The organism is Nocardioides sp. Z38_18 (assembly GCF_058215695.1).
The window spans coordinates 1534637-1547826 of the sequence record NZ_JBZAJE010000001.1; the positions used below are offsets into that span (position 1 = coordinate 1534637).

At 70.4% G+C, this 13190-nt stretch carries 12 protein-coding genes; 7 read left to right on the plus strand and 5 right to left on the minus strand.

The genetic code is table 11. The annotated features are described in order from the left end of the window. Positions 1-62: 62 nt before the first annotated feature. From AC4BGC_RS07265 to AC4BGC_RS07275, 3 genes are read left to right on the plus strand one after another with little or no spacing between them, the layout of a single operon-like run. Positions 63-962 carry a PPK2 family polyphosphate kinase gene (locus AC4BGC_RS07265; RefSeq protein WP_490554977.1) on the plus strand — a complete coding sequence of 300 codons (900 nt, stop codon included), beginning with the start codon at positions 63-65 and terminating at the stop codon, positions 960-962. Next, entirely contained in the window at positions 959-1729 is a 771-nt protein-coding gene (locus tag AC4BGC_RS07270; protein WP_490554978.1) for a HipA family kinase, read from the plus strand. Before AC4BGC_RS07265 ends, AC4BGC_RS07270 begins: the two co-directional genes overlap by 4 nt. Then, entirely contained in the window at positions 1726-2136 is a 411-nt protein-coding gene (locus AC4BGC_RS07275; protein ID WP_490554979.1) for a DUF3037 domain-containing protein, read from the plus strand. Before AC4BGC_RS07270 ends, AC4BGC_RS07275 begins: the two co-directional genes overlap by 4 nt. A 7-nt stretch (positions 2137-2143) precedes the next feature. On the opposite strand, the gene AC4BGC_RS07280 is transcribed toward AC4BGC_RS07275, so the two are convergent. From AC4BGC_RS07280 to AC4BGC_RS07295, 4 genes are all read right to left on the minus strand, one after another. Beyond that, positions 2144-2887 (minus strand): sirohydrochlorin chelatase, encoded by a 744-nt coding sequence (locus tag AC4BGC_RS07280; RefSeq protein WP_490554980.1) that lies wholly within the window; start codon positions 2885-2887, stop codon positions 2144-2146. Between the two features lie 85 nt (positions 2888-2972). Beyond that, positions 2973-3719 carry a phosphoadenylyl-sulfate reductase gene (locus AC4BGC_RS07285; RefSeq protein ID WP_490544571.1) on the minus strand — a complete coding sequence of 249 codons (747 nt, stop codon included), beginning with the start codon at positions 3717-3719 and terminating at the stop codon, positions 2973-2975. Continuing rightward, positions 3716-3922, minus strand: a complete 207-nt coding sequence (locus AC4BGC_RS07290; protein ID WP_490554981.1) for a hypothetical protein — start codon at positions 3920-3922, stop codon at positions 3716-3718. The genes AC4BGC_RS07285 and AC4BGC_RS07290 overlap by 4 nt, the downstream gene beginning before the upstream one ends. Then, complete coding sequence (locus AC4BGC_RS07295) at positions 3919-5649, minus strand: nitrite/sulfite reductase (protein WP_490554982.1); 1731 nt, start codon at positions 5647-5649, stop codon at positions 3919-3921. Before AC4BGC_RS07295 ends, AC4BGC_RS07290 begins: the two co-directional genes overlap by 4 nt. Positions 5650-5985: 336 nt before the next feature. Here AC4BGC_RS07295 and AC4BGC_RS07300 point away from each other — a divergent pair, with 336 nt between their 5' ends. Further along, on the plus strand, positions 5986-7470 hold the full coding sequence (locus tag AC4BGC_RS07300; protein WP_490555729.1) for a glycine hydroxymethyltransferase: 1485 nt from the start codon (positions 5986-5988) through the stop codon (positions 7468-7470). 140 nt (positions 7471-7610) lie between these two features. After that, complete coding sequence (locus tag AC4BGC_RS07305; RefSeq protein WP_490554983.1) at positions 7611-9023, plus strand: cation:dicarboxylate symporter family transporter; 1413 nt, start codon at positions 7611-7613, stop codon at positions 9021-9023. Here AC4BGC_RS07305 and glgA read toward each other — a convergent pair. Beyond that, positions 9005-10213 carry a glycogen synthase gene (gene glgA, locus AC4BGC_RS07310; RefSeq protein WP_490554984.1) on the minus strand — a complete coding sequence of 403 codons (1209 nt, stop codon included), beginning with the start codon at positions 10211-10213 and terminating at the stop codon, positions 9005-9007. The genes AC4BGC_RS07305 and glgA overlap by 19 nt on opposite strands. 63 nt (positions 10214-10276) lie before the next feature. Here glgA and glgC point away from each other — a divergent pair, with 63 nt between their 5' ends. Both glgC and pgm read left to right on the plus strand, forming a co-directional pair. Then, positions 10277-11524, plus strand: a complete 1248-nt coding sequence (gene glgC, locus AC4BGC_RS07315) for a glucose-1-phosphate adenylyltransferase (protein ID WP_490544561.1) — start codon at positions 10277-10279, stop codon at positions 11522-11524. After that, positions 11521-13167, plus strand: coding sequence for a phosphoglucomutase (alpha-D-glucose-1,6-bisphosphate-dependent) (gene pgm, locus AC4BGC_RS07320; protein ID WP_490554985.1), 1647 nt, complete (start codon positions 11521-11523; stop codon positions 13165-13167). Before glgC ends, pgm begins: the two co-directional genes overlap by 4 nt. Positions 13168-13190: the final 23 nt, after the last annotated feature.

The following is a 13190-nucleotide window of genomic DNA, read 5'->3' on the forward strand; positions in this document are numbered from 1 at the left end:
CGTGCCGCGGGGAGACGGACACCGGCTTCACCCCGTCGCCGAGCACGGACATACTCGCTTCCATGAACTACACCGTCACCGACAGCCTCAGGCTGGCCCAGGGACCCGTGCGCCTCTCCGAGCACGACCCGGCCGCCACCCCCGGGGCGAAGGACACGAAGACGCTCGCGGACGAGCTCGCGGGCCTCGCCGACGAGCTCGCCGAGCTGCAGGAGAAGATGGCGGCCGAGGCGTACGTCGGTGGCCGCCGTCGGGTCCTCGTCGTCCTGCAGGGCATGGACACCTCGGGCAAGGGCGGCGTGATCGACCACGTCGCCGGCCTGCTGAGCCCCAACGGCCTGCGGGTGACCTCGTTCAAGAACCCGACCGAGGAAGAGCTGGCCCACGACTTCCTGTGGCGCATCGAGAAGGCACTGCCCGAGCCCGGCATGGTCGCGGTCTTCGACCGCTCCCACTACGAGGACGTCCTGGTCGGCCGGGTCGAGGAGCTGGCCGACGAGGCGGAGATCGAGCGCCGCTACCGGGCGATCAACGACTGGGAGAAGGCCCAGGTCGACGACGGCACCGTGATCATCAAGTGCATGCTGCACATCTCCGCCGACAAGCAGCGTGACCGGCTCCTCGACCGGCTCGCCGACCCCGACAAGCAGTGGAAGTTCAAGCCCGGGGACCTCGACGCGCGCGCCCGTTGGAGTGACTACGAGAAGGCCTACGAGGCCGTGCTGGAGCGCTGCAACACCGACTCCGCTCCCTGGTACGTCGTCCCCGGCGACCACAAGAAGTACCGCAACTGGGCCGTGGGGCAGCTGCTCCTCGAGGCGCTGCGCGGGATGCAGCTGAAGTGGCCCGAGCCCGACTACGACGTGGACGAGCAGCGGGCGCGACTCGAGGGCGAGGACACCGAGGACACCGAAGACAAGGACACCGGGGACACGGACACCGCAAACGGGGGCGGTCGTTGAGGCACGTCCGGGCGACCCGCTACGTGACGCCGCTGCGTGAGGGCGGCTCGCTGCCGGGCATCATCGAGGCCGACGACCTCGGCATCTACGTCTGCAAGTTCCGTGGCGCCGGGCAGGGGCTACGCGTGCTCGTCGCCGAGGTGGTCGTCGCCGAGATCGCCCGCGTCGTCGAGGTTCCGGTCCCCGACCTCGTCACCGTCGACCTCGCGCCCGAGATCGGCCGCTACGAGGCGGACCAGGAGGTCCAGGACCTGCTCAACAACAGCCTGGGCCTCAACCTCGGCGTCGACCTGCTCCCGGGGGCCTTCGGCTATGACAGCGCCTACGAGCCGGACCCGGACCTCGCCGGCCGCATCCTGTGGCTCGACGCCCTGTGCGCCAACGTCGACCGGTCGTGGCGCAACCCCAACCTGCTGGTCTGGCGCGGGGACCTGTTCGCGATCGACCACGGCGCGGCGCTGTACTTCCACCACGCCTGGCCCGGAGGCGGCGGCTCCCCGGAGCGGTTCGCGGCGCAGCCCTTCGACGTCAGCGAGCACATCATGCGGCGCTACGCGGCGCAGGCGCGCGCCCAGGACGCCGAGCTCGCGGCCAGGGTCACCGGCGAGGTGCTGCGGGAGGCGCTGGCGCAGGTGCCCGACGAGTGGCTTGAGCCGGTCCCGGGCGCGGAGACCCCGGAGGCCTTGCGGGAGCGGTACGTCGACTACCTCCTCGCCCGGGTCGCCGCTCCGCGGGCGTGGCTGCCCGCTGCCGAGGGGGCCGCGTGAACGGCTACCAGTACGTCACGCTGCGGTGCGTGCCCCGCGTGGAGCGCGAGGAGTTCGTCAACGTGGGCGTGGTGCTGTACTGCCAGGCCGCTGACTTCCTCGGCTCCGCGTTCAGCCTCGACGAGGACCGGCTGCGGGCGCTCGACCCCGGCCTCGACGTGTCGGCGGTGCGCGAGGCCCTCACCGCGGTGGAGCAGGTGTGCCGCGGGGAGGCCCACGTCGACTTCGGGGTCGGTCAGCGGGCCACGGCGTACGGCGTGCGCGAGGGCAAGGACGACCAGAGCACCAGGTTCGGGTTCCTGCGTGCTCCGCGCAGCACCGTCGTACAGCCCGGACCCGTGCACGGCGGCCTCACCGAGGACCCTGCCGCCGAGCTGCAGCGGCTGCTGGACGCGCTCGTCGGCTGAGGGGGGCTCAGACCGGTACGAGCTCCACGGCGCCCACGGCGTAGCGGGCCAGGATCGTGCGGGCGAGCTCGGGGTCGCAGCCCAGCGGGTCGGAGACCGCGACGGCGCCCGCCTCGACGGCCAGCTCCGCGGCCCGGTCGGGGAGGAACCCCGGAGCCAGGAACATCGAGGCGACCGCGACGTGCCGGCGACCCTCCGCGCGGAAGGCGCGGACGGCCTCACCGGTGGCCGGGGGAGTCGAGGACGCGAACGCCGCGGTGACGGGGAGCCGGTGCCGGGCACCCCACACGCGCGCCAGCCGGGCGATCGCCTGGTTGGCCATCGGGTCCGAGGACCCCGCGGCCGCGAGGACGAGCGCGTCGAGCTCGCGCACGCGGGCGTTGCTCAGGGCGTCGCGCAGACGTCGGTCGAGCACCTCGAGGAAGGTCGGCTCGAGCCCGAGGATGCCGCTCTGCCGGATCTGCACGGACGGGTGCCGCTCGCTGGCCTGCGCGATCGCACGGGGTACGTCGACCTTCGCGTGGTAGGCCTCGCTGAGCAGCAGCGGAACGACCACGATCTCCTCGTAGCCGGCCTTGACGAGCCGGTCGACGACCTTGCCGAAGTCGGGCTTGGTGAGCTCGAGGAACGCCGCCTCGATCCGGAGGTCGGGGCGCAGCTTGCGAGTCTCGGCCACCAGGGCGTTGATGGTGGCAGCAGAACGCGGGTCACGGCTGCCGTGGGCGAGGGTGATCAGTGCTGGAGCGGTCATGACGATCCGTCTCCCTTCGTGCTCGTGCCGCGAACTTCGTCGTCGTTGGCGGTGTGGTGGCGCGGATGGGCCGAGGTGGCGTGGGTCATTGGTGGATGCCGCACTCGGTCTTGTTGGTCCCCGCCCATCGGCCGGCGCGGGCGTCCTCGCCCTCCTCGACGCGACGGGTGCACGGCCAGCAGCCGATCGAGGGGTACCCGTCGTACTGGAGCGGGTTCACCAGGATCCCGTTCTCGGCGATGTACTTCTCGACGTCCTCGTCGGACCACCGGGCCATGGGGGAGACCTTGACCTTCTGCTTCTTCTCGTCCCAGCCCACGACGGGCGCGATCACCCGGTTGTGGGTCTCGGCACGCCGCAGTCCGGTCGCCCACGCGTCGTACTGCGAGAGGCCCTCGGCCAGCGGCTGCACCTTGCGCAGCTTGCAGCACAGGTCGGGGTCGGTCTTGTAGAGGTCCTTGCCGTACGTCGCGTCCTGCTCGGCCACCGACTGCACCGGGGTGATGCTGATCAGGTTGACCGGCATCGTCGCCTCGACGGCGTCGCGGGTCCCGATCGTCTCGGCGAAGTGGTAGCCGGTGTCGAGGAAGACCACGGCCACGCCGGGGGCGACCTTGGACGCGAGGTGGGAGAGGACCGCGTCGCTCATCGAGGAGGTCACGCAGAACCGGGAGCCGAAGGTGGCCACCGCCCACTCGATGATGTCCTCGGCGGGCGCCAGCTCGAGCTCGGCCCCGACGTGGGAGACGATCTCGCGCAGCTCGTCGGTGTTGCGGCCCTCCGTGGCGGAGCCGCGGCGGGCCCGGGCGGCGAGGGTGGTCAGGGCGGTCATCGCGCGGCCCCCCGTGTGGTGGCGGTCGACGGGGGCCGCAGGCGTCCGATCATGCTGACCTTGAACGCTCGCAGGCACGACCTGCATTCCCAGGCGCCGTGGGAGGACGCGTGCGCGGACCCGTCCTCGGCCAGCACCTCGTGCGGGAACAGGTTCTCGTCGCCGCAGTAGGGGCAGTGGAAAGGGACGGCGCGGCCGCTCATGCGATCGCCTTGTCGCCGCGGAGCAGGACCTCATCGGCACGGACGGTCCAGGCGGCGAAGGTCTCCGCGCCCTCCCGGTCGGCCAGGAAGTTGCCCACCACGGTGGTGATGTAGTCGTCGAGGCCCGCGCTGGTGACCTTGTGGGCGCGCAGCTTCTTGCCGAACCCGTTGGTCAGCCCGAGGCTGCCGCCGAGGTGGACCTGGAACCCCTCGACCTGGTTGCCGTCATCGTCGAGGACCAGCATCCCCTTCAGGCCGATGTCCGCGACCTGGGTGCGGGCGCAGGCGTTGGGGCACCCGTTGACGTTGACCGTGATCGGGGTGTCGATGGTGGGGAAGCGGCGCTCGAGCTCGGAGACCAGGTCGATCGCGCGCTGCTTGGTGTCGACGATCGCCAGCTTGCAGAACTCGATGCCGGTGCACGCCATCGTGGAGCGACGCCAGTTCGAGGGCCGGGCCTCCAGGTTGATCCCGGTGAGGTCTGCGATCAGGGGCTCCACGTCGGCCTCGTCCACGCCGAGCACGACCAGCTTCTGCTGGGCGGTCAGCCGGGCGCCGGCGGCGCCGTACTTCTCCACCAGGTCGCCGACCCCGGTGAGGGTGGCGCCGTTGATGCGGCCGGCGACGGGGGCGACGCCGATGTAGAACTTGCCGTCGCGCTGCGGGTGCACGCCGATGTGGTCACCGCCGTCAATGGTGGCCTCGGGGGAGGGGCCGTCGACCAGTTTGCGGTGGAGGTACTCGGTCTCGAGGACCTCGCGGAACTTCTCCACGCCCCAGTCGGCCACCAGGAACTTCAGCCGGGCACGGGCGCGCAGGCGGCGGTAGCCGTAGTCGCGGAAGACCGAGACGACGCCCTCCCAGGCGTCGGCCACCTCCTCGAGCGGGATCCACACGCCGAGCTTCTGAGCGAGCATCGGGTTCGTGGACAGCCCGCCGCCGACCCACAGGTCGAAGCCGGGGCCGTGCTCGGGGTGGACGGTCCCGACGAAGGAGACGTCGTTGACCGAGGGGACGCAGTCCAGGCTGGGGTGCCCGCTGGCGGAGGTCTTGAACTTGCGCGGGAGGTTGGAGTAGCGCGGGTCGCCGATGAAGCGGCGCTTGATCTCCTCCAGGGCGGGGGTCGCGTCGATGATCTCCTCCGAGGCGACGCCGGCCACCGGGGAGCCCAGGAACGGCCGCGGGGAGTCGCCACAGGCCTCGAGGCTGGTCATCCCGACCGCGTCGAGCCGGTCCCAGATCTCGGGGACGGACTCGATCTCGATCCAGTGGTACTGGATGTTCTGGCGGTCGGTGATGTCGGCCGTGCCGCGGGCGAAGTCGGTGGAGATGCTGCCCAGGGCGCGGAGCTTGGCCGCGTCGAGCAGGGCGCCGTCACTGCGGACGCGGAGCATGAAGAACTCGTCGTCGAGCTCCTCCTCCTCGAGCATCGCGGTCTTGCCGCCGTCGAAGCCGGGGGCCCGCTGGGTATAGAGACCCATCCACCGGAACCGGCCACGCAGGTCGGCGGGGTCGATCGAGGCGAATCCGCGCTTGGAGTAGATGTTCAGGATCCGCGCACGGACGTTGAGCGGGTTGTCGTCCTTCTTGGTCTGCTCGTTCTTGTTCAGCGGCTCGGTGTAGCCGAGTGCCCACTGGCCCTCGCCCTTCTTGGGGCGCGTGCGGCCGGATCGCCCGACCCGGCCCTCGGGGGCCGTCTGCGGGGCGGTGCTGGCAGTGGAGGTCACAGTGTCGAGTCCTTGGGGATCGTGGGCCCGGACGTCGTACGACGGCGCTGTCGTGACGGTCAACGGGGGTGCGGCGGGGAATCCTGTCGAGGTTCAGCGCGCGCAACGACACATGCTGCTGCGGGTACGACCGAGGTCCACGTGGCGGCGTGCCACGAGCCAGGTCGAGGTTGCAGAGCTGATCATGGGGTCGAGTCTCATCGTTCGGACGCCCTGACCACAAACTCAAATCTCATGTCGTGAGACGGGAGTCCACAATGTGGACCTCGAATCGCTCCCGAGGCGGTGCTCACCGGGGCGCGGGAGCCCGTCGCCTAGGCTGACCCCATGAGCGACATGACTGTCCCCGGGCCGGATCACACGGCGGCCGAGGTGCCTGCGGAGAACCTCGCGAAGACGGCCTCCCAGGCCTACAACGCCGCGCTCGAGGTGATCGCGGCGGTGGAGCCCCGGATCGCCCAGGCCACCCGGCAGGAGCTCACCGACCAGCGGTCCTCGCTGAAGCTGATCGCCTCGGAGAACTACGCCTCGCCGGCGGTGCTGCTGACCATGGGCACCTGGTTCTCCGACAAGTACGCCGAGGGCACGGTCGGCCACCGCTTCTACGCCGCGTGCCAGAACGTCGACACCGTCGAGTCGCTCGCGGCCGAGCACGCCCGCGAGCTGTTCGGGGCGCCGTACGCCTATGTCCAGCCGCACTCCGGCATCGACGCCAACCTGGTGGCGTTCTGGTCGATCCTCGCCAACCGTGTCGAGACGCCGACCCTGAAGAAGCTCGGTGCCAAGAACGTCAGCGAGCTCTCCGAGGCCGACTGGGAGACGCTGCGCCACGAGTTCGGCAACCAGCGCCTGCTCGGCATGTCCCTGGACGCGGGCGGGCACCTCACCCACGGGTTCCGCCCCAACATCAGCGGCAAGATGTTCCACCAGCAGCAGTACGGCACCGACCCGGAGACCGGGCTCCTCGACTACGACGTCGTGGCGGCCAAGGCCCGCGAGTTCAAGCCGCTGATCCTGGTCGCCGGCTACTCCGCCTACCCGCGCCGGGTGAACTTCGCGAAGATGCGCGAGATCGCCGACGAGGTCGGCGCAGTGCTGATGGTCGACATGGCCCACTTCGCTGGCCTCGTGGCCGGCAAGGTGTTCACCGGCGACGAGAACCCCGTGCCGTTCGCCCACGTCACCACCACCACCACGCACAAGTCGCTGCGCGGCCCGCGTGGCGGCATGGTGCTGGCCCAGGAGGAGTTCGCCGCCGACGTCGACCGCGGCTGCCCGATGGTGCTCGGCGGCCCGCTCTCGCACGTGATGGCCGCCAAGGCCGTCGCGCTGGCCGAGGCCCGGCAGCCGGCGTTCCAGACCTACGCCCAGAACATCGCCGACAACGCCAAGTCGCTCGCCGACGGCTTCCTCTCGCGCGGCGCGAAGCTGGTCACCGGGGGGACCGACAACCACCTGGTGCTGCTCGACGTCACCTCCTACGGCCTCACCGGGCGCCAGGCCGAGTCGGCCCTGCTCGACGCGGGCGTGGTCACGAACCGCAACTCGGTGCCGAGCGACCCCAACGGGGCCTGGTACACCAGCGGGATCCGGTTCGGGACGCCCGCACTGACCACCCGCGGGTTCGGGCACGACGAGTTCGACAACGTCGCCGACCTGGTCCACGAGGTGCTCTCGAACACCACGGCGGGCACCAACAAGGCAGGGGCGCCGTCGAAGGCGACGTACAGCACCGCCGACGGGGTGGCCGAGCGCGTGCAGGCCCGGGCCGACGAGATGCTCGACCGGCACCCGCTGTACCCGGGGCTCGAGCTCACCTGACCCCGGGCGCCCGTTCGTGGGCGCAGTATCGGTGGGCTCGATGGTGGACGTGCGGCAGGCCGAGGGATTTGATGTGAGGGTCCGGTAGGCCACGTCGTCGGGCTCTCGACGGCTCGCACCCCCGAAGGGTGAGTCCATCCATGACCGCTCCCGCGAACGAGACGCCCGCACCAGCGCCCGGCAAGAAGCAGGACCGAACCCACTACCTCTACGTCGCGGTGATCGTGGCCGTGGTCCTCGGCATCGCCGTCGGCTTCGCGGCACCCGACTTCGCCAAGGGCCTCGCCTGGATCGGGGAGACCTTCGTCGCTCTGGTCAAGATGATGATCCAGCCGGTCATCTTCTGCACGATCGTGATCGGGGTCGGCTCGGTCCGCAGCGCTGCCAGCGTCGGCAAGGTCGGCGGCCTGGCCCTGGCGTACTTCATCTCGATGTCCACCGTCGCCCTGGCCATCGGGCTGGTGGTCGGCAACATCATCCACCCCGGCGAGGGCCTCAACATCACCGAGGAGACCGCCCAGGCGGGCGCCGAGCAGGCCAAGGGGGCCGGCTCCACCACCGAGTTCATCCAGGGCATCGTCCCTGACTCGCTGTTCTCCTCGCTCACCTCCGGCGAGGTGCTGCAGACCCTGTTCGTCGCGCTGCTCGTGGGCTTCGCGCTCCAGTCCATGGGGAGCAAGGGGCAGCCGATCCTGACCGGGATCGGGCACCTCCAGCGACTGGTGTTCCGGGTCCTGGCGATGGTGATGTGGGCGGCACCCCTGGGTGCCTTCGGCGCCATCGCGGCCGTCGTCGGCGAGACCGGGTGGGAGGCCCTGAAGAGCCTGGGCGTGCTGATGGTCGCCTTCTACATCACCTGCTTCCTGTTCGTCTTCCTGGTGCTCGGCACCATCCTGAAGATGGTCACCGGGGTGAACATCTTCAGCCTGTTCAGGTATCTGGCTCGCGAGTTCCTGCTGATCCTGTCCACCTCGTCCTCGGAGTCCGCGCTGCCGCGGGTCATCGCGAAGATGGAGCACGCCGGGGTCGACCGGACAACGGTCGGCGTGGTGATCCCGACGGGCTACTCCTTCAACCTGGACGGCACCGCGATCTACCTGACGATGGCGTCGCTGTTCATCGCCGAGGCGCTGGGCGACCCGCTGTCCATCGGCGAGCAGATCTCGCTGCTCGTCTTCATGGTCATCGCCTCCAAGGGCGCGGCCGGTGTCTCCGGCGCCGGGCTCGCGACCCTGGCCGGCGGACTGTCCTCGCACCGTCCCGAGCTGCTCGACGGAGTCGGCTTGATCGTGGGGGTGGACAGGTTCATGTCCGAGGCCCGGGCCCTGACCAACTTCGCCGGCAACTCCGTGGCCACCGTGCTGGTCGGGCACTGGACCGGGACCTACAACCGCGAGCAGCTCGACCGGGTGCTGGCGGGTGAGGACCCGTTCGACGAGAGGTACATGCTCGACGAGGACCACTCCGAGGGTGAGCGTTCCGACCCGGTCGAGGGAGTCGACCGTGACGCCGTGCCGTCGGAGAAGCCGAGCGCTCAGGTCACCGAGCGGTAGACCTCCAGGGTCTGCTGGGCGATCGCGTCCCAGCTGAACGACTCCTGGGCACGCTTGCGTCCGGCCAGACCACGTTCCCTGGCCACCTCGGAGTCGTCGACGGCCTCGTTGAGGGCGGCGGCGAAGTCCGCGACGTACCGGTCGGGGTCCAGGGGCGTCCCGGTGCCGTCGGTCGCCTGCTCGATCGGCACCAGCCACCCGGTCGGCGGGAGCCCGGACGCGGAATCGGCGTCGACCACGACCTCGGGGATCCCACCAGTGGCAGTCGCCACCACTGCGGTCTCGCAGGCCATCGCCTCGAGGTTCACGATGCCGAGCGGCTCGTAGATCGAGGGGCAGGCGAACACGGTGGCGGCGGTCAGCAGCGTGACCACGTCACGGCGGGGCAGCATCTGCCGGATCCACACCACGCCCTCCCGGTCGCGGGCCAGCCCGTCCACGAGTGCCTGCACCTCTGCCTCGATCTCGGCCGTGTCCGGTGCCCCGGCGCACAGCACCAGCTGCACCTCCGGGGGCAGCTCGGCGGCTGCCCGCAGGAACAGCGGCAGGCCCTTCTGTCGCGTGATCCGCCCGACGAAGATGACGCTCGGCCGGTTCGGGTCGACCCCGAGCTCGGCCACTCTCCGTGGGTCGTGAAGGGGCTGCCACTCCTCGGTGTCGATCCCGTTGTGCACGACGTGGGTGCGGGCCGGGTCGATGGCGGGATAGCTCCGCAGGATGTCGTCGCGCATCGCCGCGCTCACGCCGATCACGGCGTCGGCGGACTCGTAGGCCGTCTTCTCGGCCCAGCTGGAGACGGCGTACCCGCCGCCGAGCTGCTCGGCCTTCCACGGGCGCAGCGGCTCCAGGCTGTGCGCGGTGACCACGTGGGGTACGCCGTGCAGCAGCTTGGCCAGGTGTCCGGCCATGTTCGCGTACCAGGTGTGGGAGTGCACGACATCGGTCCCGCCGATGCCCTGCACCATCTCGAGGTCGACCCCGAGCGTGCGGATCGCCGCGTTGGCGGTGCTCAGGCCAGGGGGATCGGCGTACGCCGTGGTCCCGGCCTCGGGCCGGTCCTCACCGAAGCAGTGCACCCGGGCATCGACACCGTCGACGCTCCGCAGTGCGCGCACCAGCTCGGCCACGTGCACTCCGGCACCTCCGTAGACATCGGGCGGGTACTCACGGGAGACGACATCGATACGCATGGATCTGAACCTACTCGCGCCGATGTCTCGACCGCTCGTGCCGTGGCGAACTAGGTTCGACCCATGAGCCCCTCATCTCGGAAGAACGTCCTCGCGATCGTGCTGGCGGGGGGTGAGGGCAAGCGGCTGATGCCGCTCACCTCGGACCGGGCGAAACCCGCGGTGCCGTTCGGCGGGATCTACCGGTTGATCGACTTCGCGCTGTCGAACGTCGTGAACTCCGGCTACCTGAAGGTGGTCGTGCTCACGCAGTACAAGTCACACAGCCTGGACCGGCACATCAGCACGACCTGGCGGATGTCGACCCTGCTCGGCAACTACGTCACGCCGGTCCCGGCCCAGCAGCGCGTGGGCAAGCGGTGGTACCTCGGCAGCGCGGACGCGATCTTCCAGTCGTTGAACCTGCTCAACGACGAGCGGCCCGACATCGTGGTCGTCGTGGGGGCCGACCACGTCTACCGGATGGACTTCAGCCAGATGCTCGACGCCCACGTGGAGTCGGGGGCAGCGTGCACGGTGGCGGCCATCCGGCAGCCGATCAAGCTCGCCGACCAGTTCGGAGTCATCGACGTCGACCCGTCCTCGCCGGAACGGATCCGGGCGTTCCTCGAGAAGCCACTGGCCCCCGCCGGGCTGCCGGACTCTCCCGAGGAGGTGCTCGCCTCGATGGGCAACTACATCTTCGACGCCGACGCCCTGCGGGACGCCGTCACCCGCGACGCCGCGCGCGAGCGCTCCGAGCACGACATGGGTGGCGACATCGTGCCGTGGTTCGTCGACCGCACCGAGTCGGCCGTCTACGACTACCGCGACAACGACGTGCCCGGATCGACCGACCGTGACCGTGACTACTGGCGTGACGTCGGGACGATGCGCTCCTACTACGCCGCCCACATGGACCTGGTGGCGCCGCTGCCGGACTTCAGCCTGTACAACTCCGAGTGGCCGATCTTCACCACCTACGGGCCGCAGCCTCCTGCGAAGCTCGTCGGCGGGGACGGCGGGGCGCGGCCGACGGCCTGGAACTCGATCCTGTCTCCGGGGGTGATCGTCACCGGGGGCGCGGTGAGCAACTCGGTGCTCTCGCCGGCGTGCCGGGTCGAGTCGGGGGCCGAGGTCTCCGGATCGGTGCTGCTCGACTCGGTGAAGATCAGCGCCGGGGCGGTGGTGCGCAACGCGATCATCGACAAGTTCGTCACGATCCCTCCCGGCTGCGAGATCGGCGTCGACCACGAGGCCGACCGGGCCCGCGGCTTCGTCGTCGAGGACGGGCTGACCGTGATCGCCAAGGACCAGGAGGTCGTCGCGTGACCGAGTCCCGCGCCGGTACGCCGGCCCAGCCGCAGGACCTCGTCGACGTCTCCCACCTCGTCACCGCCTACTACACCGGGACACCGGACCCGGAGAACGTCGACCAGCAGGTCGCCTTCGGTACCAGCGGCCACCGCGGTTCCAGCCTGAAGACCTCGTTCAACGAGGACCACATCCTCGCCACCACCCAGGCGATCTGCGACTACCGCCGCGAGCAGGGGTACGACGGCCCGCTGTTCATCGGCCGCGACACTCATGGCCTCTCGGAGCCGGCGTGGTCCACGGCCCTCGAGGTGCTCGTCGCCAACGACGTCACCGTGCTCGTCGACGACCGCGACGGCTACACGCCCACGCCCGCGGTCTCGCACGCGATCCTGCGTGCCAACCGGGGCAAGGACCCGCAGACGGGGTCGGGTCTGGCCGACGGGATCGTGGTGACGCCCTCGCACAACCCCCCGAGCGACGGCGGCTTCAAGTACAACCCGCCGCACGGTGGTCCGGCCGACACCGACGCCACGAGCGTGATCGCCAGGCGGGCCAACGAGCTGATCGCCGCAGGCCTGCGCGAGGTGAAGCGGGTGCCGTTCGCGCGGGCCCGGGCGGCTGCCTCGGCGTACGACTTCATGGGGACCTATGTCGACGACCTCCCCAACGTGCTCGACCTCGACCGGATCCGGGACGCGGGCGTGCGGATCGGGGCCGACCCGCTGGGTGGGGCGAGCGTGGCCTACTGGGGGGAGATCGCCGAGCGGCACCGCCTCGACCTGACCGTGGTCAACCCGTTGGTGGACCCCACGTGGCGGTTCATGACGCTGGACTGGGACGAGAAGATCCGGATGGACTGCTCCTCGCCCTCTGCGATGGCCTCCCTGATCAGCCGCAAGGACGAGTACGACCTCGCGACCGGCAACGACGCGGACGCCGACCGGCACGGCATCGTCACGCCGGACGGGGGACTGATGAACCCCAACCACTTCCTCGCGGTGGCGATCGGCCACCTCTTCGGTGGTGCCCGACCGGACTGGCCGGCCGGGGCGCGGATCGGCAAGACCCTGGTCTCCTCGTCGATGATCGACCGCGTCGCCAGCTCGCTGGGACGGCCGATGGTGGAGGTGCCGGTCGGGTTCAAGTGGTTCGTCCCGGGCCTGCTCGACGGCTCGTTCGGCTTCGGCGGCGAGGAGTCGGCCGGGGCCTCGTTCCTGCGCCGCGACGGCGGCACCTGGACGACCGACAAGGACGGGCTGATCCTCGCCCTGCTGGCCTCGGAGATCCTCGCGGCGACCGGCCGCACCCCGAGCGAGCACTACGCCGACCTGGTCAAGGAGCACGGCGAGCCGGCGTACGCCCGGGTCGACGCCCCCGCCGACCGTGAGCAGAAGGCCAAGCTGGCCGCGCTCTCACCCGACGACGTCACCGCCACCGAGCTGGCCGGGGAGCCGATCATCGACAAGCTCACCGAGGCGCCGGGCAACCACGCCAAGATCGGCGGCCTCAAGGTGACCACCGAGTCCGCCTGGTTCGCCGCCCGCCCCTCCGGCACCGAGGACGTCTACAAGATCTACGCCGAGTCCTTCCGCGGCCCCGACCACCTCGCCGCCGTGCAGGCCGAGGCCCGGGACGTGGTCTCTTCCGCGCTCGGCTGATCTCGCATACGCGAAAAACAGGG

What these genes read in the sequence shown, in the direction of transcription:
- AC4BGC_RS07265 (WP_490554977.1), top strand. Translation starts at nt 63, where the DNA reads ATGAACTACACCGTCACCGACAGCCTCAGGCTGGCCCAGGGACCCGTG.
- AC4BGC_RS07280 (WP_490554980.1), bottom strand. Translation starts at nt 2,887, where the DNA reads ATGACCGCTCCAGCACTGATCACCCTCGCCCACGGCAGCCGTGACCCG.
- AC4BGC_RS07285 (WP_490544571.1), bottom strand. Translation starts at nt 3,719, where the DNA reads ATGACCGCCCTGACCACCCTCGCCGCCCGGGCCCGCCGCGGCTCCGCC.
- AC4BGC_RS07290 (WP_490554981.1), bottom strand. Translation starts at nt 3,922, where the DNA reads ATGAGCGGCCGCGCCGTCCCTTTCCACTGCCCCTACTGCGGCGACGAG.
- AC4BGC_RS07300 (WP_490555729.1), top strand. Translation starts at nt 5,986, where the DNA reads ATGACTGTCCCCGGGCCGGATCACACGGCGGCCGAGGTGCCTGCGGAG.
- AC4BGC_RS07305 (WP_490554983.1), top strand. Translation starts at nt 7,611, where the DNA reads ATGACCGCTCCCGCGAACGAGACGCCCGCACCAGCGCCCGGCAAGAAG.
- glgA (WP_490554984.1), bottom strand. Translation starts at nt 10,213, where the DNA reads ATGCGTATCGATGTCGTCTCCCGTGAGTACCCGCCCGATGTCTACGGA.
- glgC (WP_490544561.1), top strand. Translation starts at nt 10,277, where the DNA reads ATGAGCCCCTCATCTCGGAAGAACGTCCTCGCGATCGTGCTGGCGGGG.